General features: G+C 63.4%; 21 protein-coding genes. 19 read left to right on the top strand and 2 right to left on the bottom strand.

What is annotated here, in order from left to right:
* Entirely contained in the window at positions 1 to 465 is a 465-nt protein-coding gene (locus ACH2DG_RS07935) for an acetyltransferase (RefSeq protein WP_395025303.1), read from the top strand.
* Between the two features lie 114 nt (positions 466 to 579).
* On the opposite strand, the gene ACH2DG_RS07930 is transcribed toward ACH2DG_RS07935, so the two are convergent.
* Entirely contained in the window at positions 580 to 1,215 is a 636-nt protein-coding gene (locus ACH2DG_RS07930) for a GntR family transcriptional regulator (RefSeq protein WP_395025302.1), read from the bottom strand.
* 202 nt (positions 1,216 to 1,417) lie between these two features.
* Here ACH2DG_RS07930 and scpA point away from each other — a divergent pair, with 202 nt between their 5' ends.
* From scpA to yjjJ, 11 genes are all read left to right on the top strand, one after another.
* Complete coding sequence (gene scpA, locus ACH2DG_RS07925) at positions 1,418 to 3,592, top strand: methylmalonyl-CoA mutase (protein WP_395025300.1); 2,175 nt, start codon at positions 1,418 to 1,420, stop codon at positions 3,590 to 3,592.
* Between the two features lie 47 nt (positions 3,593 to 3,639).
* The gene (locus ACH2DG_RS07920; RefSeq protein WP_395025298.1) at positions 3,640 to 3,897 is read left to right on the top strand and encodes an antitoxin; all 258 of its coding nucleotides are present in this window, start codon (positions 3,640 to 3,642) and stop codon (positions 3,895 to 3,897) included.
* Between the two features lie 23 nt (positions 3,898 to 3,920).
* Positions 3,921 to 4,337 carry a PIN domain-containing protein gene (locus ACH2DG_RS07915; RefSeq protein WP_395025296.1) on the top strand — a complete coding sequence of 139 codons (417 nt, stop codon included), beginning with the start codon at positions 3,921 to 3,923 and terminating at the stop codon, positions 4,335 to 4,337.
* Entirely contained in the window at positions 4,334 to 4,792 is a 459-nt protein-coding gene (locus ACH2DG_RS07910) for a GNAT family N-acetyltransferase (RefSeq protein WP_395025295.1), read from the top strand. The genes ACH2DG_RS07915 and ACH2DG_RS07910 overlap by 4 nt, the downstream gene beginning before the upstream one ends.
* A gap of 92 nt (positions 4,793 to 4,884) precedes the next feature.
* Positions 4,885 to 5,922, top strand: coding sequence for a methylmalonyl Co-A mutase-associated GTPase MeaB (meaB, locus tag ACH2DG_RS07905; RefSeq protein ID WP_395025293.1), 1,038 nt, complete (start codon positions 4,885 to 4,887; stop codon positions 5,920 to 5,922).
* Positions 5,923 to 6,006: 84 nt separating this feature from the next.
* On the top strand, positions 6,007 to 7,539 hold the full coding sequence (locus ACH2DG_RS07900) for an acyl-CoA carboxylase subunit beta (protein ID WP_184710260.1): 1,533 nt from the start codon (positions 6,007 to 6,009) through the stop codon (positions 7,537 to 7,539).
* Positions 7,540 to 7,557: 18 nt separating this feature from the next.
* Entirely contained in the window at positions 7,558 to 8,214 is a 657-nt protein-coding gene (locus ACH2DG_RS07895; protein WP_395025291.1) for a hypothetical protein, read from the top strand.
* 7 nt (positions 8,215 to 8,221) lie between these two features.
* On the top strand, positions 8,222 to 9,196 hold the full coding sequence (locus ACH2DG_RS07890) for a hypothetical protein (RefSeq protein ID WP_395025290.1): 975 nt from the start codon (positions 8,222 to 8,224) through the stop codon (positions 9,194 to 9,196).
* Between the two features lie 204 nt (positions 9,197 to 9,400).
* Positions 9,401 to 11,449, top strand: coding sequence for an acetyl-CoA carboxylase biotin carboxylase subunit (accC, locus tag ACH2DG_RS07885; RefSeq protein WP_395025288.1), 2,049 nt, complete (start codon positions 9,401 to 9,403; stop codon positions 11,447 to 11,449).
* 142 nt (positions 11,450 to 11,591) lie between these two features.
* Positions 11,592 to 12,371, top strand: a complete 780-nt coding sequence (locus ACH2DG_RS07880) for a YdcF family protein (RefSeq protein ID WP_395025286.1) — start codon at positions 11,592 to 11,594, stop codon at positions 12,369 to 12,371.
* A gap of 128 nt (positions 12,372 to 12,499) precedes the next feature.
* A complete protein-coding gene (gene yjjJ, locus ACH2DG_RS07875; protein ID WP_395025284.1) occupies positions 12,500 to 13,858 on the top strand; it encodes a type II toxin-antitoxin system HipA family toxin YjjJ in 1,359 nt (452 codons plus the stop codon).
* Positions 13,859 to 13,927: 69 nt separating this feature from the next.
* Here yjjJ and ACH2DG_RS07870 read toward each other — a convergent pair whose 3' ends face one another.
* On the bottom strand, positions 13,928 to 15,043 hold the full coding sequence (locus ACH2DG_RS07870; protein ID WP_395025283.1) for a LacI family DNA-binding transcriptional regulator: 1,116 nt from the start codon (positions 15,041 to 15,043) through the stop codon (positions 13,928 to 13,930).
* A gap of 177 nt (positions 15,044 to 15,220) precedes the next feature.
* On the opposite strand from ACH2DG_RS07870, the gene ACH2DG_RS07865 reads away from it, so the two are divergent.
* From ACH2DG_RS07865 to ACH2DG_RS07835, 7 genes are all read left to right on the top strand, one after another.
* Positions 15,221 to 15,766, top strand: coding sequence for a gluconokinase (locus ACH2DG_RS07865; protein WP_395025281.1), 546 nt, complete (start codon positions 15,221 to 15,223; stop codon positions 15,764 to 15,766).
* A gap of 42 nt (positions 15,767 to 15,808) precedes the next feature.
* Positions 15,809 to 16,315 carry a TRAP transporter small permease gene (locus ACH2DG_RS07860; protein ID WP_395025280.1) on the top strand — a complete coding sequence of 169 codons (507 nt, stop codon included), beginning with the start codon at positions 15,809 to 15,811 and terminating at the stop codon, positions 16,313 to 16,315.
* A gap of 11 nt (positions 16,316 to 16,326) precedes the next feature.
* On the top strand, positions 16,327 to 17,607 hold the full coding sequence (locus ACH2DG_RS07855; protein ID WP_395025279.1) for a TRAP transporter large permease: 1,281 nt from the start codon (positions 16,327 to 16,329) through the stop codon (positions 17,605 to 17,607).
* A 121-nt stretch (positions 17,608 to 17,728) separates the two neighbouring features.
* A complete protein-coding gene (locus ACH2DG_RS07850; protein ID WP_395025277.1) occupies positions 17,729 to 18,757 on the top strand; it encodes a TRAP transporter substrate-binding protein in 1,029 nt (342 codons plus the stop codon).
* A 182-nt stretch (positions 18,758 to 18,939) separates the two neighbouring features.
* Positions 18,940 to 20,790 (top strand): phosphogluconate dehydratase, encoded by a 1,851-nt coding sequence (gene edd / locus ACH2DG_RS07845; protein WP_395025275.1) that lies wholly within the window; start codon positions 18,940 to 18,942, stop codon positions 20,788 to 20,790.
* On the top strand, positions 20,775 to 21,416 hold the full coding sequence (gene eda / locus ACH2DG_RS07840) for a bifunctional 4-hydroxy-2-oxoglutarate aldolase/2-dehydro-3-deoxy-phosphogluconate aldolase (RefSeq protein ID WP_224152355.1): 642 nt from the start codon (positions 20,775 to 20,777) through the stop codon (positions 21,414 to 21,416). Before edd ends, eda begins: the two co-directional genes overlap by 16 nt.
* Positions 21,417 to 21,677: 261 nt before the next feature.
* A complete protein-coding gene (locus ACH2DG_RS07835) occupies positions 21,678 to 23,411 on the top strand; it encodes a diguanylate cyclase domain-containing protein (RefSeq protein ID WP_395025274.1) in 1,734 nt (577 codons plus the stop codon).
* Positions 23,412 to 23,482 lie beyond the last annotated feature (71 nt).

The following is a 23,482-nucleotide window of genomic DNA, read 5'->3' as shown; positions in this document are numbered from 1 at the left end:
ATGGGTGGTAGCCCCGCGCCGAGGATACGCGCATCTACTGCCGCCGACGGCGTCCGCGTGCTGCAGATCTGGCAGCGCGCGGTGGATGACAGCCACGATTTTCTGGCGGAGGCAGACCGCCATGCGATTGCACAGGAGGTGGCCGGTTTTCTGCCGCAGGCACCGCTTGTGCTGGCTGTGGATGCTGCCGTCCGGCCCCTTGGCTTCATGCTGCTGTCCAGCGGCCCTCTCGGAGGTCATATGGAAGCATTGTTCATCGACCCAGCCAGCAAAGGGCAGGGCGTGGGCACGCTCCTGGTACGCTGGGCGCTCGGTGTGTATCCGCGGCTGACGACCGATGTGAACGCGCAAAACCCCCAGGCCATGGCCTTTTACCGTGCGCTGGGTTTTGTGGAAACAGGCCGGTCTCCGCTGGATGGCCAGGGCCGCGCCTATCCGCTGGTACATCTGCGCCACCAGGGCTAACCCAGGGATTTGGCAGCCACAGCGACAGCGACAGCGGTTGGGAAAAGAATCGGCCTTTTGCGCGCGATGGGCAAGCGCTGAATGCTCATTGAATGATAGCGAAAGCGCCTGCAGTTACACCGCTGCCGCCAACCCATTCTTGAAATGCAGCTTCACGCAGGCCTGGGCGGCGCCAGGGTCGCGTGTGGCCAGTGCCTGCATCAGTTCGCGGTGCTCCTGCAAGGATTCCTCGATGCGGCCCGATTTGAACAGCGAGTTGTGGCGGTTGAGCTTCATCACCTTGCGCAGGTCGGCCACCATCTGGCTGAGCCACTTGTTGTCCAGCATCTCCAGCACGCGCATGTGAAAGCGCTCGTTGGCGTTGAAGAATTCGTCGCGATCGTCCACCGCCGCTTCCAGCGCGTCGTGCAGGGCCTGCAGCTCGGCAATCTGGGCATCGCTCGCGCCCCGGGCCAGTTCGGCGGAGGCGTCGCTCTCCAGCAGGGCCAGCAGGTGGTAGACCTGCAGCAGGTCCTTTTGCGAGACCTCAGTCACATAGGCGCCACGGCGCAGCTTCATCGTGACCAGGCCTTCCGTCGCCAATACCTTCAAAGCCTCGCGCAAAGGGGTGCGGCTGATGCCGATTTCCTCGGCAATCTTCAGCTCGTCAATCCAGCTGCCAGGAGGGAGCTGGTTGGCGAAAATACGCTGCCGCAGGAGCTCGGCAACGTCTTGGTACAGGGCGCGGGGCGCAAAGGTGGGGGTGTTCATCGGTAGGTGGATTGTACAGAAACTGCCCGAAATTCAAAATTCTGCATTCATAATTATGAATAATGTACACTTGCAGGATGGCACGGGATGGGCCACCATTCCGGGCGAGGCCTGCGCAGGCAACAGTGCAACTGCAGCGAATCCCTTCATGGGCCTTGCTCGCAGGTCTGAATAGACTGATCAACGGATACAAAGCTGAGACATGACTGATTCCGCAAAGCAAAACACCGCATCCGAGTTTGCCCAGGCCGACCTTGCCGCCTGGGAAAAAGCAGCCGCCAAATCGGCCCCCGGGGGCGACGTCGGGGCGCTGAACTGGGTGACGCCGGATGGAATCACCGTCAAGCCGCTCTATACCGCAGCCGATACTGCCGACCTGCCGTTTGCCGATACCCTGCCCGGTTTTGCGCCCTATATGCGGGGCCCGCAGGCCACGATGTACGCCGTGCGCCCCTGGACGATCCGCCAGTACGCGGGTTTTTCCACCGCCGAGGAATCCAACGCCTTCTACCGCAAGGCGCTGGCCGCCGGCGGGCAGGGCGTATCGGTGGCGTTTGACCTGGCCACGCACCGTGGCTACGACAGCGACCATCCGCGCGTGACCGGCGACGTGGGCAAGGCAGGCGTTGCGATCGACAGCGTGGAAGACATGAAGATCCTGTTCAACGGCATTCCGCTCGACAAGGTCTCCGTCTCGATGACCATGAACGGCGCCGTGCTGCCGGTGCTGGCGGGCTACGTGGTGGCCGCCGAGGAGCAGGGCGTGCCGCAGGACCAGCTCTCCGGAACGATTCAGAACGACATTCTGAAAGAGTTCATGGTGCGCAACACCTACATCTACCCGCCCAAGCCGAGCATGCGCATCATTGGCGACATCATCGAGTACACGAGCCAGAACATGCCCAAGTTCAACTCCATCTCGATCAGCGGCTACCACATGCAGGAGGCGGGCGCCAACCAGGCGCTTGAACTCGCTTTCACGCTGGCAGACGGCAAGGAATATGTGAAGACCGCCATTGCCAAGGGCATGGATGTGGACGCTTTTGCGGGCCGCCTCTCGTTCTTCTGGGCGGTAGGCATGAACTTCTACCTGGAAATCGCCAAGATGCGTGCCGCGCGCCTTCTGTGGTGCCGCATCATGAAGGGCTTTGACGCCAAGAACCCCAAGAGCCTGATGCTGCGCACGCACAGCCAGACCAGCGGCTGGAGCCTGACCGAGCAGGACCCGTACAACAACGTGGTGCGCACCACCATCGAGGCCATGGCTGCCGTGTTTGGCGGCACGCAGTCGCTGCACACCAATGCGTTGGACGAAGCCATCGCGCTGCCTACCGAGTTCAGCGCCCGCATTGCGCGCAACACCCAGCTCATCATCCAGGAAGAGACGCACATCACCAACGTGATCGACCCCTGGGCCGGCAGCTACATGATGGAAAAGCTGACCCAGGACATGGCGGACGCCGCCTGGAAGATCATCGAAGAGGTGGACGCCATGGGCGGCATGACCCAGGCCGTGGACAGCGGCTGGGCCAAGCTCAAGATCGAAGCCGCCGCCGCCGAGAAGCAGGCGCGTATCGATTCCGGCAAGGAAGTCATCGTCGGCGTCAACAAGTACAAGCTGGCCAAGGAAGACCCGGTCGACATCCTGGAAGTGGACAACGTCAAGGTGCGCGACAGCCAGATCGCGCGCCTCCAAAGCATCAAGGAAAAGCGCGATGCCGCCGCCGTGCAGCAGGCGCTGGATGCGCTGAGCGCTGCGGCGGAATCCGGCGAAGGCAACCTGCTGGGTCTGGCCATTGAGGCCGTGCGCCTGCGTGCCACGGTGGGAGAAGTCTCCGACGCGATGGAAAAATCCTTTGGCCGCCACCGCGCTGACACGCAAAAGGTGACGGGTGTGTACGCAGCCGCCTACGACTCCGCAGAAGGCTGGGACAAGCTCAAGGGCGAAATCGCCGCTTTTGCCGAGGCCGAAGGCCGCCGCCCGCGCGTGATGATCGCCAAGCTCGGCCAGGACGGCCACGACCGCGGCGCCAAGGTGGTGGCCACTGCCTTTGCCGACCTGGGCTACGACGTGGACATGGGCCCGCTGTTCCAGACCCCCGAGGAATGCGCGCGCCAGGCTATCGAGAACGACGTGCACGCCGTGGGCGTCTCGACCCTGGCTGCGGGCCACAAGACGCTGGTGCCCGCCATCATCGAAGAGTTGAGAAAGCAGGGCGCCGACGACATCATCGTCTTCGTCGGCGGCGTGATCCCTGCACAGGATTACGACTACCTGTACAACGCAGGCGTCAAGGGCGTCTACGGCCCCGGCACCCCCATCCCGGCCAGCGCCAAGGACGTGCTGGAGCAGATCAAGGCGAGCTTGACGGCTTGAGTGTTGATATATACCATTGATATATATCTTTGCTGAAGGAGCCTGCCATGTCTGATCTCGCCATCGCCAAAGTCTTCATGAACGGGCGCAGCCAGGCGGTTCGCCTGCCCAAGGAGTTCCGCTTCGATACCGACGAGGTGACGGTGGAGCGCCAGGCCGATGGCGCCGTGGTTCTGCGTCCGGTGCCTGCGGATGCCCATGCTGCATGGCTGGCCCGGCTGGACAGGGTGCTGGGCCGCTTTGAAGGCATGCCCGACGAGATCGAGCGCGACAAGACGCCGCCACGCGATGTCGGTTTTGATTGATTGCTTTCGCCGCACCTTGTCTCATGCCCCGCTATTACCTCGACACCAATATCTGCATCTATGCTTGGCATCGGCAGCACGCTGCCGTGCTGGCTCGCATGCGGGCTGTTGATCACACCAGCATGGTGATATCTGCGCTGGTGGCGGCGGAGCTGGCCAGCGGCGCTATGCGCAGCACGCATGCAGAGCGCAATCGTGTGTTGATGGAAGAAGCCTTGTCACTGTTTTCCATTGCGCCCTGGGGCGGTGATGCCATCTGGCATTACGGCGAGCAGTCCGCTCGCCTGCGCAAGGCGGGCACCCCCATCGGTGCCATCGATCTCATGATTGGATGCCAGGCCCTGGCCGACCCTGACGGCGTGCTGGTCACGCACAACGTGCGCGAGTTCGAGCGGATCGAAGGCTTGCGGATCGAGGACTGGATGGAGGCTGCCGAATGAGGCTTTTCTTTGCGCCTGTGGGACAGGACGATTTCGAAGCGCTGTTTGACCTGCGCATTGCTGCCATGCGCGAGAGCCTGGAGCGGTTGGGTATCTTCAATCTGGACAATGCCCGCAAGCGCTTTGCTGGCCAGTTCGATCCGCAGTACATGCAGCACATCTGCGCAGACCTTGAGGATGGTCAAGGCCCGCAGCGTGCTGGCTTGCTGACGGTGGTTCCCTGTGACGATGGCCGCACCAAGCTGCAGCATCTGTATTTGTTGCCCGCCTATCAGAACCGCAGGATTGGCGATTGGGCGATGCAGCAGGTGCAGAGCCAGGCGCGGCGCGATGGACGGGCTGTATGGCTGGAAGTGCTGAACCAAAGCGATGCCATCCGGTTCTACGAACGCCACGGCTTTGTGCAGACGGGTGGCGATCCGATCGACCTGCTGTACCAGTGGAGCCCGGTGTAGGGACAGTTGAACATGGTGTTTGCTATAAAAATGATTGTTGATTGCGCCCTGCAGGTAAGCGCTGATAGCCAAATTGGTACAAAGGTGGCGGCATGGGTGCAGAGGTGACCGAGCGCGTTGCCGCCATCACGCAAGACGCCAACCGCGCGCTGCAGCGCCGCGCCATGGCCAAGGCGATCACCTTGCTGGAATCGACCCGCGCCGACCACCGCGCGCAGGGCGATGAACTGCTGACGGCCTTGCTGCCCTTTACAGGCAGGTCGTTCCGCCTGGGCATCAGCGGCGTGCCGGGCGTGGGCAAATCCACCTTCATCGAAACCCTGGGGCTGTACCTCATCGGCAAAGGGCTGCGCGTGGCCGTGCTGGCTATCGATCCGTCATCTACGGTATCGGGCGGATCCATTCTGGGCGACAAGACGCGTATGGAGCAGCTGTCGATGCGGCCCGAAGCCTATATTCGCCCCAGCCCGTCGAGCGGCACCCTGGGCGGTGTGGCCGAGAAGACGCGCGAGGCCATGCTGGTGTGCGAGGCAGCGGGCTATGACGTGGTGATTGTCGAGACCGTGGGCGTGGGCCAGAGCGAGATTGCCGTGCACGGTATGACGGACATGTTCTGCGTGCTGCAGCTGCCCAATGCGGGAGACGACCTGCAGGCCATCAAGAAGGGCGTGATGGAGCTGGCCGATCTGGTGGTCATCAACAAGGCCGATATCGACCCCAACGCCGCAACGCGCGCGCAGGCCCAGATCACCTCCAGCCTGCGCCTTCTGGGGATGCATGGCAATCCGGACCACGCTAACAGCGGCGCGCTGTGGCAACCCCGTGTAGTGCAGATCAGCGCCTTGCTGGGCCAGGGCGTGGAAGGCTTCTGGGAGGCGGTCGAGACCTACCGCAGCCTGCAGACCGGCAATGGTCGCCTGCAGTTGCGCCGCGAAAAGCAGGCCCTGGCCTGGATGTGGGAGCGCATCGACCATGGGCTCAAGCTCGCCTTCCGCGAGCATCCTGCCGTGCGCGATATGCTGCCCCAGGTACAGCAGGAGGTGGCACAGGGCCGACTGGCCGCTTCTACCGCAGCAAGAAATCTGCTTACTGCGCAATCCAGTATTGCGCATCAAGCTATCAAAACATGAGTAAAACCGATTGAACCCGATTGAACGAGGCCCTGGCCTCCATCAAGACACAGAGACAACCCAGCAAGCTTCAGAGGATTGAACATGCAAGACATCTTGGTACAACTGGAGAAAAAGCGCGAACTCGCCCGCCTGGGCGGGGGCCAGAAGCGCATCGACGCGCAGCACAAGAAAGGCAAGCTCACGGCGCGCGAGCGCATCGAGCTGCTGCTGGACGACGGCACCTTCGAAGAGTGGGACATGTTTGTGGAGCACCGCTGCACCGACTTCGGCATGGCCGAGCAGAAGATCCCGGGCGACGGCGTAGTCACTGGCTACGGCATGATCAATGGCCGTCTGGTCTTCGTTTTCAGCCAGGATTTCACGGTGTTCGGCGGCGCGCTGTCCGAAACCCATGCCGAGAAGATCTGCAAGGTGATGGACCAGGCCATGAAGGTGGGTGCGCCGGTGATCGGCCTCAACGATTCGGGCGGCGCGCGCATCCAGGAAGGCGTTGCGTCGCTGGGCGGCTATGCGGATGTGTTCCAGAAGAATGTGCTGGCCTCGGGCGTGGTGCCGCAGATCAGCATGATCATGGGCCCCAGCGCAGGCGGCGCGGTGTACTCGCCCGCGATGACGGACTTCATCTTCATGGTCAAGGATAGCTCCTACATGTTCGTGACCGGCCCCGAAGTGGTCAAGACCGTGACGCACGAAGAGGTGACCGCCGAGGAACTGGGCGGCGCCATCACCCACACCACCAAGAGCGGCGTGGCCGACATGGCGTTTGACAACGACGTGGAAGCGCTGATGATGTTGCGTCGCCTCTACAACTACCTGCCGCTCAACAACCGCGAAAAGGCGCCCGTGCGTGCCAGCACCGACCCGGTGGGCCGCGCCGAGATGTCGCTCGACACCCTGGTGCCCGAGAACCCGAACAAGCCCTATGACATGAAGGAGCTGATCCTCAAGACCGTGGACGATGGCGACTTCTTCGAGCTGCAGCCCGAATACGCCAAGAACATCCTGATCGGCTTTGCCCGCATGGCGGGGCAGACCGTAGGCATTGTCGCCAACCAGCCGCTGGTGCTGGCGGGCTGTCTGGATATCAAGAGCTCCATCAAGGCGGCGCGCTTTGTGCGCTTCTGCGATGCCTTCAACATTCCCGTCGTCACCTTTGTGGATGTGCCCGGCTTCATGCCCGGCACCTCGCAGGAATACGGCGGCATCATCAAGCACGGCGCCAAGCTGCTGTACGCCTATGCCGAGTGTACGGTGCCCAAGATCACCGTGATCACCCGCAAGGCCTATGGCGGCGCCTACGACGTGATGGCCTCCAAGCACCTGCGTGGCGACGTGAACCTGGCCTGGCCGCACGCCGAGATTGCCGTGATGGGCGCCAAGGGTGCGGTGGAAATCATCTTCCGCGAAGACAAGAACGACCCGGCAAAGCTGGCGGCCCGCGAAGCCGAGTACAAGGCCCGCTTTGCCAACCCGTTCGTGGCGGGTGCGCGCGGCTTCATCGACGATGTGATCCAGCCGCACGAAACGCGCAAGCGCATCTGCCGCAGCCTGGAGATGCTCAAGAACAAGCAGCTCGAAAATCCGTGGCGCAAGCACGGCAATATTCCGCTGTAAGGCACCAGGCGGGCTAGCATGCGTACCTCCTGGGTTCCTGTCGCTGTGGCTGCCGCTCTGGCTTTGGGCCAGGGGCACAGCCATGCGCAAGCGCCTGCCTTGCCGGACATGGCCCGGCGCGGCGTGCAGTGCCAGTTGGTGGAAGAGGCCTTGTTTGCGCTGGCGCAGATCGGCTCACGCGATGGGCCTGACTCGCTTGCAGTGCAAAGCGCAGAGCGGTTGCGCGCTGCCATGCAGCCTGAAACCCTGCGCCTGTACGAATCGCTGGCCAAGGGTTACCCGGGCAGCGATGCCTACGACAACGGGGCCGAGGCTTACACAGCGGCCGTGGGCCTGTACGTGGACCGAGCCCTGCGCGCCTGCGCACAGGCCTGGTTTGCCGATGCCGGTGCGCAGCGGGTGGAGGCCTGTGCCAAGGCCAACCTCTCGGGTGCTGCGGTTGCCAGCAGCCGGCGGCGTGACATCGCGCCTGCGCAAGCCTTGCAGACCGCACAGAAGGTGGCGCCTGTGGGAGAAGCGCTGGCGAGGCAGCTGGTGGATTACTTCTACCAGTTTCCTGCAGATGCCTATGCGCAGCCCCAAGGCGCCACGCGCATCAGCGGCGGCGCCAAGGAGCAGTGCCTGAGCGGCGCCTGGCCATCAACGAATGCGCGCCAGCCAGCTGCGCAGCACTGACGCCACCATGCCATACCCGCAACGCCTCCATCCAGTGCACAAACGCCTTTTCAGGCGCAGCTTTGTACCTGCGCTGCTGGTGTGCGCGCTGGCCTTTGGTAGCCTGCCCGCACATGCTCAGCCCCAGCCAGGTGCCCAGCGCAGCTTGCCATTGGCAGAGGGTGTTTTGCTGGATATGGGGCCGCTTGCCAACAACGAAGGCAAGGGCGGGCGGCTGTGGGCGGAGGCCGCCGCGCAGGGCAGCCACGCCGCCGATGCCTGCCGCCCCAAGGCCCTGCATGTGCTGGTGGATGTGCACGAGTCGCTGGCGTCGGAAGTGGTTGCCCGCCAATGGCTCCAGGCTGCACACCACCATTGGCAAAAGCTGTGCCCGGCAGCGCAGGGCGTGGGCCTGGTGCGCCTGATGGTGTACCAGGGCTTTGAGCTGGTGCCGGATGCCGATGGCAACCTGCCCACGCCCACGGTGCGCGCCACGGCATCGCTGCAGGGCAGGGAACTGCTGTTCCAGCAATACAGCAACAATGCCACCAGCCTGCAGCGACAGAACGCGGGCCAGCCCGACCAGCGCAAGGAATACGGTGCCAACGCGGCTCGCCTGCAGGCGATGGTGCGCAAGTACGATGCGCGGCGTGTGGCAGACCTGCAGGCCGTCGACAAGAGCGGTGCGCGCTGGCAGGGCCAGGTGCTGCTGGTGGGGGTGCGGCCCGAGCGCGTGCTCTCGCGCAGGGCTGCCACCGTGCGCTCGGCGCACCGCGAAGGCTGGGATGTGACCGAAGCACTGGCCGAAGGTGCCGAAATTGCCAAGTGGGGCAAGGACAGCCGCATGCTGGCCGTCAAGGTCAAGGGCCGCTCGACCGATGTGCGCACGCAGGACCGCATGATCCTGCAGGTGCTGGGCAGCCAGGTCTGCAGCGATCTGGATTGTGAAGACTACCTGCTCATGCCCGGCGGGCAATGGGCACACAACAAGGCGCTGCCCTGAAATGGGCAGAAGACATTGATTCCAAATTTCATCAGAGAGACGAAGCACCATGTTTACCAAAATCCGCATTGCCAACCGCAGTGAAAACGGCTGCCCGGCAGGCGTTTCTGTCCAAGACGTTTCTGTCAGTTGCTGGATGGAGCCAGCGAGGCTGGCTTCTGCTTCTGCACGCCCTATCGTTTAAAGGTTTAAAGGAATACAAGCATGTTTACCAAGATCCTGATCGCGAATCGTGGAGAGATTGCGTGCAGAGTCATTGCGACGGCCCGCAAGATGGGCATCAAGACGGTCGCCGTCTACTCCGATGCCGACAAGGACGCCCGCCATGTGAAGCTTGCTGACGAGGCCGTGCACATTGGCGCTGCGCCCAGCCGCGAGTCGTACCTGGTGGCAGACCGCATCATCGCAGCCTGCAAGCAGACCGGTGCGCAGGCCGTGCACCCGGGCTATGGCTTTCTGAGCGAGAACGAGGCCTTTGCCAAGCGCTGTGAGGACGAGGGCATTGCCTTCATCGGCCCCAAGGCGCATTCGATTGCCGCCATGGGTGACAAGATCGCCTCCAAGAAGCTGGCGGGCGAGGCCCAGGTCAACACCATTCCCGGCTACAACGACGCCATCGACACCGCCGAGCACGCGGTGGAAATCGCCAAGGGCATCGGCTACCCGGTGATGATCAAGGCCTCTGCCGGCGGCGGCGGCAAGGGCCTGCGCGTGGCCTACAACGACAAGGAGGCGCTTGAAGGCTTCACCGCGTGCCAGAACGAGGCGCGCAACAGCTTTGGCGATGACCGCATCTTCATCGAGAAGTTCGTGCAGGAGCCGCGCCATATCGAAATCCAGATTCTGGGCGACAGCCACGGCAATGTGGTGTACCTGAACGAGCGCGAGTGCTCCATCCAGCGCCGCCACCAGAAGGTGATCGAAGAGGCGCCATCGCCCTTCATCAGCGAAGCCACCCGCAAGGCCATGGGCGAGCAGGCCGTGGCGCTGGCCAAGGCCGTCAAGTACCAATCGGCCGGCACGGTGGAGTTCGTCGTCGGCAAGGACCAGGATTTCTACTTTCTGGAGATGAACACCCGCCTGCAGGTGGAGCACCCGGTGACCGAATGCATCACCGGCCTCGATCTGGTCGAGCAGATGATCCGCGTGGCAGCGGGCGAGAAACTCGCCATCACCCAGGCCGATGTGAAGCGCGACGGCTGGGCCATCGAATGCCGCATCAACGCCGAAGACCCGTTCCGCAACTTCCTGCCGTCCACCGGGCGCCTTGTGCGCTTTGCGCCTCCCGAGCAATCCATGTGGCAGGCCGATACCGAGCACCTGCACGGCGTGCGCGTGGATACGGGGGTGTACGAAGGCGGCGAGATTCCGATGTTCTATGACTCGATGATCGCCAAGCTCATCGTGCACGGCAAGGACCGCAATGACGCCATCGCCAAGATGCGCGAGGCGCTCAATGGCTTCGCCATCCGCGGCATCAGCAGCAACATCCCATTCCAGGCTGCACTGCTGGCGCACCCCAAATTCGTTTCGGGCCAGTTCAACACCGGCTTCATTGCCGAGCACTACAGCCACGGCTTCCATGCCGAAGACGTGCCGCATGACGACCCCAATTTCCTGGTGGCGCTGGCCATGTTCCGCAACCGCCGCTACCGTGCGCGCGCTTCCACCATCTCGGGTCAGATGCAGGGCCACAACGTGCAGGTGGGCCACCGCTACACGGCCGTGGTGCTGGGCGCGGAAGGGCAGCACCGTTATGTGAGCGGCGAGGTGACCGATTTTGACGCCGAGGCCCGCGTATGCAAGGTCGTCATTGACGGCAAGACCTACGAAATGCGCAGCAATGCCGAAATCCGCGATCTGGTGGTGCGCGGCAGCTGCAACGGCCAGCCTTTTACCTGCCAGATCGAGCGCGGCACGCCCAAGAACCCGCTGGCGCTGCGGGTGATCCACAACGGCACCCAGCTCGACATTCTGGTGCTGTCCGAGCTGGGTGCTGATCTGTACAAGCTCATGCCCTACAAGGCGCCGCCCGATCTGTCCAAGTTTCTGCTCTCGCCCATGCCGGGCCTCTTGGTTGATGTGGCGGTGCAGCCCGGCCAGAAGGTGCAGGCGGGCGAAAAGCTGGCCGTCATCGAAGCCATGAAGATGGAGAACATCCTGTTTGCCACGCAGGATGGCGTGGTCAGCAAGATCAGCGCGGGCAAGGGCGATTCGCTGGCGGTGGACGACATCATTCTGGAATTCGAATAATCCGCGTCTGTGCTCAGGCAACACCCGCTGCACGCCAGCGGGTGTTTTTTTGGCCCGCACTATTGCGCCTTGATGCTATGATTTTTGGTGCTTTGGCGCATAGTGGACGAGCGCTGGAGGCCTGTTTTTGATGAAGGATGCGATGACTTTCTTACCAAGGGCGGCGGTTGCCCTCGTGGCCGCAGTGCTGCTGGCGCTGGGCGTGGTGCCGCTCGTGTCGGGGCATTTTCACCTGGGGGTAGTGGTGCCGGTGCTGCTGGGTGCAACTGGCCTGTTGCTGGCATGGCGGTGGCAGGCGGTGCAGCGCTGGCGTGCGGCGCGGCCCTGGCATGCCACGGTGTGGCGGCTGGGCTGGATCGGGCTGGCAGTCTGGGTGGTGAGCGTGGGCTGGCTCTGGAGCCTGCTGGCCGGTGTGGGGCTCGCACCCCAGGCGGTGCCGCCCGTGGGGGCCATCGTGGTGCTGGGCAGCGGCACGCAGGACGGGCAACCGCGCCCGGCACTGGCCATGCGGCTCGACACCGCTGCCGCGCTGGCGCGGCTGCAACCGCAGGCTGTCGTGGCGGTCACTGGCGGGGTGGATTTTGGCGAGACCGAGAGCGAAGGCATCGTCATGGCGCGCTACCTGGCTGCCCAGCACGGCATGCCCATGGCCACCATGGTGGTGGAAGAGGTCAGCACCAGCACCGAGCTGAACCTGGCGCTCACCAAGCCCTTGCTGCAGGCGCGCGGTGTGGACCTGAGCCAGCCGATAGCCATCGTCAGCAGCGATTTCCACCTGCGGCGCGCGCTGCGAATCGCCCACCGCCAGGGTTTTGCGCAGCCCGTGGGCGTGGCAGCGCCGACGCCGCCGCTCACCCGCTTCAACGTATGGCTGCGGGAGTACTTTGCCATGGCCAGCAGTTGGGCGCTTGCGGAGTGGTGAGCGGCAGCGGCGGGCCATTCCCAGCCACCTTGCTTCCCTTGCCCTGCTGGGTTAAACTTGGTTTTATCTATTCAATTATCTATTCATAAATTAATTCATGGATGGGTTGAATACTACACACCAAGCCCATGCAGCCTTCCCCAATCTCCCACGCAGACCACATCCGTCTGCTGCTGCGCGACGGCCCGCAGACAGCGCGCTACTTGGCTGAGCGGCTCGCGATCAGCCAGCCGACCTTGTCGCGCGCGCTCGCAACGCTGGAGCCGGAACTGGTGCGCATCGGTGCCGCAAGATCTATTCAGTATGCATTGCGCGATGGCTCCCGCTCTGTGCTTGATGCTCCCATCTACCGTGTAGATACGGCTGGGCGCGTGGGTGAACTGGGCCGGCTGGTAGCGGTGCGGGCAGAAGGCTTTGTGATGCAGCAGACCGATGGCAAGGCGCTGCACAGCGAGGGCTTGCCTTGGTGGCTCTACGACATGCGCCCGCAAGGCTATCTGGGCCGAGCCTTTTGTCGCAACCATGGTGGGGCCCTGTCGCTGCCTGAAAACCTCACATCGTGGGGCGATAGTCATGTGCTGCAGGCTCTGCAACAGCACGGAGCGGATCTGGCAGGCAACCTGCTGGTGGGCGAGCGTGCGTTCCAACAGTTCATGAACTCTGTTCCGTTGGAGGCCATTGCCGCTGCCGACAGGCCGGCGCACTACAGTGCACTGGCTGCTGCCGCGGCGCGGGGCGAAGTGGCTGGCTCATCTGCAGCGGGAGAACAGCCCAAGTTCACCGCGTTCGCACAGCCGGGACCGGGTGAGGACGCCGCGCATGTGATCGTGAAGTTCTCCGAGCTGCAGAACAGCCCGGTGAGCGAGCGCTGGCGCGATCTGCTGCTGGCGGAACATCTGGCGCTGGAAGTCTTGCGCGCCAATGGGATTGCCGCTGCGCAGACCCGGATCATCGACCACGCCGGACAGCGGTTTCTGCAGGTGCAGCGATTTGACCGGGTCGGGCCGCAGGGGCGCCGAGCGCTGCATTCGCTGACGGCGCTGGATGCCGAATTTGTTGGTAGTGCGGGGCGCTGGCCTGATATTGCGCAGGCTCTGGCCCAGATCAAATGCATCGACGCTGTGGCTGTGCAGGGTGCCGCGCTGCTGTGGGCGTATGGGTACCTGATTGGCAATACCGATATGCATGCGGGCAATCTGTCGTTCATGGCAGAAAATGGCCGCCCCTACGCATTGGCGCCTGCCTATGACATGACGCCCATGGCCTTCGCGCCGCTGAGTGGCGGAGGACTGCCTCAATCCCTGGCAGAGCCCGTCATTGCTGCACAGGTGCCCGCTGCCGTGTGGCAGCAGGCCTTGCCGCTGGCGCAGGCTTTTGTGGCCCAATTGCAAGCCCACACGGATTTCAGCCTTGGCTTTGCGCCATGCATCACGGCCTTGCAAGTCCATGTGCAAACGGCAGCGCAGCGTATCGAGAGGCTGGCGTAAGGGGGCGGTTTGGGGGATGGGGTGTGCATCCCTTTCGGCTCGCTGCCACAGCGGCTGCAAGCCAGTGCGCTAGCTGCTTTGCCTCTGCACCAGGGTGTAGCCCAGATCCAGCCGGGGTTGGGGCACGGACTGCCCGCGCATCAGTTGCAGCAGCATGGTGGCGGCCTGTTCGCCCACGGTACTGCGGGGTGTGCGGATGGTGGTGAGAGGCGGCACCATCTGGTCGCTGCCGGGCAGGTCGTTGAAGCCGGCAATGGCAATCTGCCCTGGCACCTGCAGCCCCAGACGGGTAGCGGCGAGCAGGGCGCCTTGGGCAATGTCGTCGTTGCAGAAAAAGATGGCATCCACCGCAGGCTGGGTGCGAACCACCTGCTCGAAAAGCTGGGAGCCCAGGGCGAGGGAGGAGCGTTCGGGGTTCAGGATTTCCAGCGACGGATCGTAGAGGCCCGCAGCTTGCAGCGCGAGGCGGTAACCCGCCAGGCGCTGGAGCACGCGGGCATCGAGCTGCGCGCCGCAGAACGCGATCCGCCGGTAGCCTCTCTCCAGCAGGTGCCGGGTGATGGCGGCGCCCGCATCGGTCTGCGAGAAGCCGACGCTGTAGACGGGACCGAGAGCGGCTGCGACTTCTGGGTTGGTGCCGATGCCATGTGGAGCCGGATCGTGCAACTCCATCACATGCACGCGCGCAATGGCACTGGCAGCCAGCAGCTGCCCCGCGCCCGGGCTGCGGTCAAAGCCTGTCAGCAGCAGGCCCGCAGGGCGCATGGGTAGGTAGGCGCGCAGCAGTTGCTCTTCTTCGGCACTGTCGTAATGGGTCACGCCGATCAGCATATGGTGGCCTGCGGCAAACAGCACCTTGTGCGCGGCTTCCAGCAGATCGACAAACAAGGTGTTGGACAGCAGCGGAATCAGCACCAGCACCTGCGTGCTCTTTTGCGAGGCGAGGGCGCGCGCCGCCGGGTCTGGCACATAGCCCATGCGCTCGGCCACAGCGCGCACCTTGTCGACCAGCGCCGCATCCACGCGCCGCTCGCCACGCAGGGCGCGCGAGACGGTGATCGGGCTCACGCCGGCTTCGGCAGCAACATCGCTCAAGGTGATGCGGCCGCTGGCACGGGAGCGCCGGGCTTCTTTGTCGGTGGCAGATAGGGGCTGAGAGGCCGCTGGGGCCGGCTTGGCGGGCAAGGGATTCTCCTAGGTCTGGCGCGTTGTTATGCGGATATGATAGCGCTATCCCAATCTTTTCGATACAGGGTTTGCATTGGCTTGAGGCGAATTTTCGTGTACTTGCAGAAGTGCCGATTTTTCCATGATATCAAGGCATTGCATTTATTTTTGACTGCTTTGGATAGCGCTATCCGGATGACCGAGAACACCATTCCTGCTCCCTTTCACCCCATTGCCCTGGTTGTCATGGGTGTGTCAGGCTGCGGCAAATCCAGTGCGGGGGAGGCCATTGCGCAGCAACTGGGCTGGCAACTGGTGGAGGGCGATACCTACCATGCTCCCGAGAGCGTTGCCAAGATGGCCGCAGGCATTGCGCTGACCGATGCCGACCGCGAAGGCTGGCTGGGGCGGCTGGCGGCCCTGCTGGCCGCTGCCGATGCGCAGCACGGCGTGGTGCTGACCTGCTCGGCCCTCAAGCGCAAGTACCGCGACCAGCTGCGTTCCGCCCAGCCTGGCTTGGGCTTTGTGTTTCTGGATCTGGATTACGAAACGGCCCTGGCTCGTGTACAGACGCGGGGCGGGCATTTTTTCTCGCCAGAGTTGGTGGCCAACCAGTTCGCCACCTTGCAGGACCCGCGTGCCGAGCCCGATGTGCTGACCTTGAAGGCGACCGAGCCGCTGGCAGAAATCGCCCGGGCCACGCAGCAATGGGTCAACGCCATGCCGTTGGCCCAGCCGTGAAAGCAGTGAACCCACCTAAGAATCAATCACAGGAGACTGACGATGACAACCCCTGACCAGGAAGCGAAAAAGCCCAAGCCGCGCATCCAGCGGATGGCAGAAGCCCTGATGGTGCTGGCGTTGGCGGGCATGGTGATCGCCGTGTTCGTCAACGTCGTTCTGCGCTATCTCTTTCATACCAGCATCGTGTCGTACGAAGAGGTATCGCGCCTGCTGTTTGTCTGGCTGGTAGCCATCGGCGCGATTGTTGCGGCATTTGAAGGCGCGCACCTGGGTTTCGATCTGGTGACTTCGCGCGTCGGCCCCGGCACGCGCAAGGCCCTGTTCTGGGTGTCGCAGTTCCTCATCGCCGCTTGCATGCTGATGCTGCTGTGGGGATCGTGGGAGCAGGTGGTGGCAGGCTGGAGCAGCTACAGCACCGTGCTGGGCTACCCGCTCGCCCTGGGCGCGGCGGCAACCCTGGTGCTGTCCGTGGGCATGCTGGTGGTTGTGGCGCGCGATGCGCTGCGCGGCGGCCCGGCGCAGTCGGCTGACGCCGTGGTGGAATAAGGAGCGCAGCCATGGTCGTGACCCTGATTTTTCTCTCGGTGCTGATTGGCGGCATGGTGATCGGCATGCCGATTGCACACGCTCTGGTGCTGACCGGCGTGGCGCTGATGTGGCACCTGGATTTCTTCGATACCCAGTTGCTCGCGCAGAACCTGCAGGCCGGGTTTGACAATTTCCCGCTGCTGGCGGTTCCGTTCTTCATTCTTGCGGGTGAATTGATGAATGCCGGCGGCCTGTCGCGCCGCATCATTGCGCTGGCGCAGGCCTTTGTCGGCCACATCCGTGGCGGGCTGGGCTATGTGGCCATTGGCGCGGCAGTGCTGCTGGCCTCGATGAGCGGCTCGGCCATTGCCGATACTGCGGCGCTTGCCACCATTTTGCTGCCGATGATGCGCGACCAGAAGTACCCCGACAGCTACAGCTCGGGCCTACTGGCCTCGGGCGGCATCATTGCGCCCATCATCCCGCCATCCATGCCTTTCGTGATCTATGGGGTGACCACCAACACCTCGATCAGCAAGCTGTTCCTCTCGGGCGTGGTGCCGGGCCTCATCATGGGCGTGTTCCTGGTGGGCGCCTGGTGGAAGATTGCTGCCAAGTATGACCTGCGCTCCGGCGAGCGGGTGGAATGGGGCGCACGCATGAAGGCACTGGCCAAGAGCTTCTGGGCCATGATGATGCCCGTCATCATTCTGGGCGGGCTCAAAGGGGGCGTTTTCACCCCGACCGAGGCGGCCGTGGTGGCTGCCGTGTACGCGCTGTTCGTCTCGATGGTGGTGTACCGCGAGATGAGCTGGTGCAAGCTGTATGAGGTGTTTCTGGCCGCTGCCAAGACGACGGCGGTGGTGATGTTCCTGTGCGGCGCAGCCACCGTCACGGCCTACATGATCACGCTGGCCGATTTGCCCAACATGTTGGCCGACAGCTTCTCGGGCCTGCTGGGGCAGCCGATGCTGTTCATGGCGGTGATGATGATTTTCCTGCTGGTGGTGGGAACGGCCATGGATCTGACGCCAACGATCCTGATCTTCGGCCCCGTGTGCGCGCCGCTGGCTGCCAAGGCCGGTATCGATCCGGTGTACTTCGGCTTCATGTTCATCTATGTGGGCTGCATCGGCCTCATCACACCGCCCGTGGGCACGGTGCAGAACGTGGTCGCAGGCGTGGGCAGGCTGCGCATGGAGGTGGTCATCAAGGGCACCACGCCGTTCCTGCTGGCCTATGTATTCCTGGCGGCCCTCCTGGTGGTGTTTCCGCAGATCGTGACCGTGCCGCTCAAGTGGATGCATTGACAACGGCTTTTTTACTATTTATTTGATAGCTGGTGGCGCCCGAATGTAGGGCACTGAAGCCCCGTTTTATTTCAATCTTGGTTCAAACCCGGGCTGCGTGCCCAACAAGAAGGAGACAGGTATGCGTATCCAATTTTCCAAGCTGGCCATGGTGGGTGCCCTCGCGGGCCTGATGGCTGCGGGCGCGGCCACGCAGGCGCTCGCCCAGGATTTCAAGCCTCGCATCGTGCGCTTTGGCTATGGCCTGGTGGAGGATTCCAACCAGGGGCGCGCGGCGCGCTTCTTTGCGCAGGAGGTCGAGAAGGCATCGGGCGGCAAGATGAAGGTGCGCGCCATCGGCAATGCATCGCTGGGGTCAGACACGCAGATGCAGCAGGCGCTGATTGGCGGTGCGCAGGAGATGATGGTGGGCTCGACCGCCACCCTGGTGGGTCTCGCGCCCGAGATGGCGGTGTGGGACACGCCGTTTCTCTTCAGCAACGTGAAGGAAGCGGACGCCGTGCTGGACGGCCCGGTGGGTGAAAAGGTCAAGGCGACGCTGGAGCCCAAGGGCATGGTCGGCCTCGTGTACTGGGAAAACGGCTTTCGCAACCTGACCAACAACAAGCGGCCAATCGCCAAGCTGGAAGACCTGCAGGATGTGAAGCTGCGTGTAATGCAGAACAACGTGTTCCTCGACAGCTTCAAGGCCCTGGGCGCCAACGCCGTGCCGCTGCCATTCTCCGAACTCTTCACCGCGCTGGAAACCAAGGCGGTGGACGGCCAGGAAAATCCGTACAACACCGTGCTGTCAAGCAAGTTCTACGAAGTGCAGAAGTACCTGACCGTTTCCAACCACGTCTACAGCCCCTGGATCCTGACGGTGAGCAAGAAATGGTGGGACGGCCTGAGCGCCGCCGAGAAGAAGGTGCTGCAGGACGCTGCCATCAAGAGCCGTGATTTCGAGCGCAAGGACACCCGCGACGAAGCCGCCAAAGCCCTGGCAGACATCAAGACCAAGGGCATGCAGGTGAACGAGTTGCCCGCCGCAGAGGCCAACCGCATGCGTGACAAATTGACGTCGGTCAATGCAGGTATTGCCAAGACCGTGGGGCAGGGCACCTGGGATGCCGTGCAAGGCGCCGTCAAGCAGGCGCGCGATGCAAAATAAATAGCAAAAATATGCGCCTGCGCACATTGTGTAAGGCGCGTATGCTATAAAAATAGACAAAACCAAGCGCAGCGCAGACTGCGCCTTGAACGCGGAGGGTGTGCTGGCGGTCTGTGCGCAAGGTACAGGCCACCCAGAGCCCGTAAGGAGACCGCGGACACGCCCCTACAAAGGAAATCCCCATGACGCCACTCCACCCGATTCTCCAAGAGGTCACCGACCGCATTCGCAGCAAGAGCGCAGCCACGCGCGGCGACTATCTGGCCCAGGTGGATGCGATGGCTCAGCGCCCCCCGCAGATGCGCTCCATGGGCTGCGCCAACGTGGCGCACGCAGTGGCAGGTCTGCCGGGCAAGGACAAGATCCGCATCGTCGAGGAAAAGGGGCCCAATGTCGGCATCGTCACGGCGTACAACGATGTGCTGTCGGCCCACGCACCGTTTGCCGGCTACCCCGACATTCTGAAAGACGAAGCGCGCCGCCACGGAGCCACCGCCCAGGTGGCGGGCGGCGTGCCAGCCATGTGCGACGGCGTGACGCAAGGCATGCCGGGCATGGAGCTGTCGCTCTTCAGCCGCGACACCATTGCCATGGGTACCGCCGTGGCGCTGACGCACGACACCTTTGATGCCGCGCTGATGCTGGGCGTGTGCGACAAGATCGTGCCCGGCCTGCTCATCGGCGCGCTGCACTTTGGGCACCTGCCGATGGTGTTCGTGCCTGCGGGACCGATGAAATCGGGCCTGTCCAACGGCGACAAGGCCAAGGTGCGAGAACTCGCAGCCCAGGGCCTGGTGGGCCGTGAAAAATTGCTGGAGGCCGAAATGGCCGCCTACCACGACGCGGGCACCTGCACCTTCTACGGCACTGCCAACAGCAACCAGATGCTGCTCGAAGCCATGGGCCTGCATGTGCCCGGTACCGCCTTCGTCAACCCGGAGGACGGCGAGCGCGAACTGCTGACGCGCGAAGCCATGCGCACCGTGCTGGGCATCACCCACGGCAAGCGTTTTGCGCCCATCGGCCGCGTGGTGGATGAGCGCTGCATCGTCAACGCCATGGTGGCGCTGTTGGCAACGGGCGGCTCCACCAACCACCTCATCCACTGGGTGGCGGTGGCGCGTGCAGCGGGCATCGTCATCGACTGGAACGATTTTGAGCAATTGTCGTCGGTGGTGCCGCTGCTGGCGCGCGTGTACCCCAATGGCGCGGCCGATGTGAACCAGTTCCAGGCCGCAGGCGGCCCCGGCTATGTGATCGGCCAGCTGCTGGCAGCCGGCCTGATGCATGGCGATGTACTGACCGTGCGCGACGAGGGGCTGGCGGCCTTTGCCCGCATTCCGCATGTGGAGTCGGGCCAGCTGGTGTGGAAGGACGCGGGCGTGTCGGGCAACACCGACGTGCTGCGTCCCGTGGATGCACCGTTCAGCCCGACTGGGGGCCTCAAACTGCTCACCGGCAACCTGGGCCGCAGCGTGATCAAGGTCAGCGCCGTGCCGCAGGACCGCCATGTGCTGCGTGCGCCTGCCAAGGTGTTCGATTCGCAGGACGCCTTGCAGGCCGCCTTCAAATCGGGTGAGCTGGAGCGCATCTGCCAGACCAATGGCCACAATGGCGTGGTCTGCGTGGTGCGCTGGCAGGGCCCGCAGGCCAACGGCATGCCCGAGCTGCACAAGCTCACGCCGCCGCTGGCCGTGCTGCAGGGCAAAGGCTACATGGTGGCGCTGGTGACGGACGGGCGCATGAGCGGCGCATCCGGCAAGGTACCCGCAGCGATCCATGTATCGCCCGAGGCGCTGGCCGGTGGGCCGCTGGCCAAGATTCAGGATGGTGATGTGGTGCTGCTGAACACTGAAACCGGTATCATGCAGGCCGAAGTGGCGGCAGACGTGTGGAATGCCCGCGAGAACGCCACAATATCGGCCGAACAGCTGCGCGCCAATGGGCGCGGGCTGGGCCGTGAACTGTTTGCCGGATTCCGGCGCAACGCGACGAGCGCAGAAGAAGGGGCTTGCACATGGCTGAGCAACTGACAGCTTTATCGATCATGCAGAACGCACCGGTCATTCCGGTGATCGTGCTGCACGATGTGGACCATGCCGTATCGATGGCCAAGGCCCTGGTGGGCGGCGGCATCCGCGTGCTGGAGGTGACCTTGCGCACACCGCAGGGCCTGCCCAGCATCGAGGCCATTGCCAAGGCGGTGCCAGAAGCCATCGTGGGCGCTGGCACCGTGCGCAGCAGCGCCGACGCCAAGGCCGCCGCAGCGGCGGGTGCGCGCTTTGCCGTGAGCCCCGGTTACACGCACGCCGTGGGCCAGGCTTGCCGCGATCTCAAGCTGCCGCTGCTGCCCGGTGTGGCCACCAGCAGCGAAATCATGCAGGCGCAGGAAGATGGCTTCAACGAACTGAAATTCTTCCCCGCCATGCAGGCCGGTGGCATCAACATGCTCAAGGCCTGGCAGGGCCCGTTCGGCGAGGTGCGCTTCTGCCCCACCGGAGGCATCACGCAGGCCAATGCGACCGAGTTTCTGGCGCTGAAGAACGTGGTCTGCGTGGGCGGCTCCTGGCTGGTGCCGACCGACACGCTCGAGCGTGGCGACTGGGAGCGCATCACACTGCTGGCGCGCGAAGCCGCAGCCTTGCCCCGCAAGGCCTGACTGGAGGCAAATCCGGCGCTGGCGTGCATTGAGGCCAGCCGATTACTCCTGATTGAATAGCAAAAAAGCCCGTGGATCCGTGCAGGATCAGCGGGCTTTTTGCATGGGTATGCGATGAATTCAAGCAAAGCTTTGCTAAATCAAAGTACTGCAGTTCCATATGTTATTCCTATCAATTTATCCTGCGATGCTTTGGCATGCCGCAATGCGCGGGATGCCCGGATGCCTATGTAATGCAAACAATGCCTTGCCTGATCTGCCATGCCCACCCGTAAAGCCTCATCGCTGACGATCTCCCTGATACTGCCTTTCGTGATGCTGATTGCGCTGCTGACGGGTGTGCTTGGCGTGCTGTGGTACTGGACGGGCAGCAAGACCGTCTCGACACTGTCGCAGCAGTTGATGGTGGAGATGGCAGAGCGCATCAGCCAGGCGGTCGACCGGCATATCTTCAGTTCGCGCTCCATCATTGAGGCCTCGTTTCCCGAGGGCATGTACGCCTCCGGCAGGCTGCAGGACGAGATGCCCGCGCTGCGCACCCGCCTGTGGGCCGCAACCTCATTGACGGGCAACGACGGCGACTACGTGTACTACGGCAACCAGAGCGGGCAGGGCATTGGCCTGCTGCGCAAGAGCGAGGCGGTGGCCGAACTGCGGCTGAAGCTGCGCGCCGAGGATTTCCGCAACATCTACATGGTGCCGGGAATCAAGGCGGCTCCGGTTCTGCAATCCACCGAGAAGCAGCTGTTCGACCCGCGCACACGCCCCTGGTACACCCTGGCCCGGGCGGCGAAAGGCCATGTGTGGACGCCGGTGTATATCGACTTCAACGCCCGTGATCTGGTGATGACGCGGGCACGCGGCGTTCATGCCGAGGACGGTGCGGTCATCGGCGTGGTGGCCACCGACGTGTTTCTGAACAATCTGCGCCGGTTTGTCGATGCCATGCCGCTGGCCAAGGGGGCCAGCGCCTTCATCATGGAGCCCAATGGGGATCTGATTGCCGCCACCGGGCTGGAGAACATCCGCTATACAGCCGGTGCGCGGCCCAGCCGTGTGAATGCCGGTGCGTCAGGTGATCATTTGATCGAAGTGGCTTACGAAAAGCTGCGTTCCCGGTTTGAAGGATCGATCGAAGTGGCGGAGACTTCGCTGATTTTCGATACGGATGGAAAGGCGATCGAAGTGGCCTACCGCCGGATCACCGATGATGCCGGACTGAACTGGCTCGCCGTGGTGGCCGTGCCGCACCAGGAAATGCTCGCTGGCATCCGCTCCCATGTCATCCTGGTGGTTGCGCTGGGCCTGCTGGCCTTGGGGACTGCCCTGGGCCTGGGGCTGCGCATCTTCGGGGGCCTCGCCCATGACATGCGATCGCTCACGCATGCGGTGCGCCGCGTGGGGCAGGGCGAGATCGATGCACCCATCGGGGTAGCCCGCAATGACGAGATCGGAGAGTTGGCCAGCAATGTGCACCACATGCGCCACCGGCTGTTCACCGATCCGCTGACAGGCGCCTCCAACCGCAGTGCGCTCACGCATATTCTGGACACGCTCACCAGAAAACCGGCCAATGGAGCCCTGCCGGTGCCATTTGCAGTCCTGTTCATGGATCTGGACAAGTTCAAGCCGCTCAATGACCGCTGGGGCCATGAAAACGGCGACCTCGCGCTCATCGAAGTGGTACAGCGCATTCGCGGCATTCTGCGGGGCAACGACATGCTGGCACGCCTGGGGGGCGACGAATTCGTCGTGGTGCTGCAAGGCGTGGAAACCCAGGAGCAGGCCCGCATGGTGCGCGACAAGATCATGGAAGTGCTGAGCACGGCATTCACCAGCCTCAAAGGCGTGCCTGCGCACGAATCGGTTCACTTGGGCGCTTCCATCGGCCAGGCCATCTACCCCGCCGACGGCGCCGACGCGCAGACCCTGCTCAAGCACGCCGACAGGGACATGTATCGCCAGAAGGCCAAGGCCCATGGTGGTGCGCTTTAACAGGGGGTGGCCCCTGGTGAAAGCGCATCGCGGCTCCCGGGTGCGGCTCCCCTCCGTTGAACTCAGTTGAG

The sequence above is a fragment of the Comamonas odontotermitis genome, assembly GCF_040396735.1.
Lineage (GTDB): Bacteria > Pseudomonadota > Gammaproteobacteria > Burkholderiales > Burkholderiaceae_C > Comamonas > Comamonas odontotermitis_C.
This window is presented reverse-complemented; position numbering and strand designations above follow the sequence as displayed.

Bases quoted from the DNA above. Each gene is read 5' to 3' on its own strand.
- ACH2DG_RS07935 (WP_395025303.1), top strand. From the start codon at position 1: ATGGGTGGTAGCCCCGCGCCGAGGATACGCGCATCTACTGCCGCCGAC.
- ACH2DG_RS07930 (WP_395025302.1), bottom strand. From the start codon at position 1,215: ATGAACACCCCCACCTTTGCGCCCCGCGCCCTGTACCAAGACGTTGCC.
- scpA (WP_395025300.1), top strand. From the start codon at position 1,418: ATGACTGATTCCGCAAAGCAAAACACCGCATCCGAGTTTGCCCAGGCC.
- ACH2DG_RS07920 (WP_395025298.1), top strand. From the start codon at position 3,640: ATGTCTGATCTCGCCATCGCCAAAGTCTTCATGAACGGGCGCAGCCAG.
- ACH2DG_RS07915 (WP_395025296.1), top strand. From the start codon at position 3,921: ATGCCCCGCTATTACCTCGACACCAATATCTGCATCTATGCTTGGCAT.
- ACH2DG_RS07910 (WP_395025295.1), top strand. From the start codon at position 4,334: ATGAGGCTTTTCTTTGCGCCTGTGGGACAGGACGATTTCGAAGCGCTG.
- meaB (WP_395025293.1), top strand. From the start codon at position 4,885: ATGGGTGCAGAGGTGACCGAGCGCGTTGCCGCCATCACGCAAGACGCC.
- ACH2DG_RS07900 (WP_184710260.1), top strand. From the start codon at position 6,007: ATGCAAGACATCTTGGTACAACTGGAGAAAAAGCGCGAACTCGCCCGC.
- ACH2DG_RS07895 (WP_395025291.1), top strand. From the start codon at position 7,558: ATGCGTACCTCCTGGGTTCCTGTCGCTGTGGCTGCCGCTCTGGCTTTG.
- ACH2DG_RS07890 (WP_395025290.1), top strand. From the start codon at position 8,222: ATGCCATACCCGCAACGCCTCCATCCAGTGCACAAACGCCTTTTCAGG.
- accC (WP_395025288.1), top strand. From the start codon at position 9,401: ATGTTTACCAAGATCCTGATCGCGAATCGTGGAGAGATTGCGTGCAGA.
- ACH2DG_RS07880 (WP_395025286.1), top strand. From the start codon at position 11,592: ATGACTTTCTTACCAAGGGCGGCGGTTGCCCTCGTGGCCGCAGTGCTG.
- yjjJ (WP_395025284.1), top strand. From the start codon at position 12,500: ATGCAGCCTTCCCCAATCTCCCACGCAGACCACATCCGTCTGCTGCTG.
- ACH2DG_RS07865 (WP_395025281.1), top strand. From the start codon at position 15,221: ATGACCGAGAACACCATTCCTGCTCCCTTTCACCCCATTGCCCTGGTT.
- ACH2DG_RS07860 (WP_395025280.1), top strand. From the start codon at position 15,809: ATGACAACCCCTGACCAGGAAGCGAAAAAGCCCAAGCCGCGCATCCAG.
- ACH2DG_RS07855 (WP_395025279.1), top strand. From the start codon at position 16,327: ATGGTCGTGACCCTGATTTTTCTCTCGGTGCTGATTGGCGGCATGGTG.
- ACH2DG_RS07850 (WP_395025277.1), top strand. From the start codon at position 17,729: ATGCGTATCCAATTTTCCAAGCTGGCCATGGTGGGTGCCCTCGCGGGC.
- edd (WP_395025275.1), top strand. From the start codon at position 18,940: ATGACGCCACTCCACCCGATTCTCCAAGAGGTCACCGACCGCATTCGC.
- eda (WP_224152355.1), top strand. From the start codon at position 20,775: ATGGCTGAGCAACTGACAGCTTTATCGATCATGCAGAACGCACCGGTC.
- ACH2DG_RS07835 (WP_395025274.1), top strand. From the start codon at position 21,678: ATGCCCACCCGTAAAGCCTCATCGCTGACGATCTCCCTGATACTGCCT.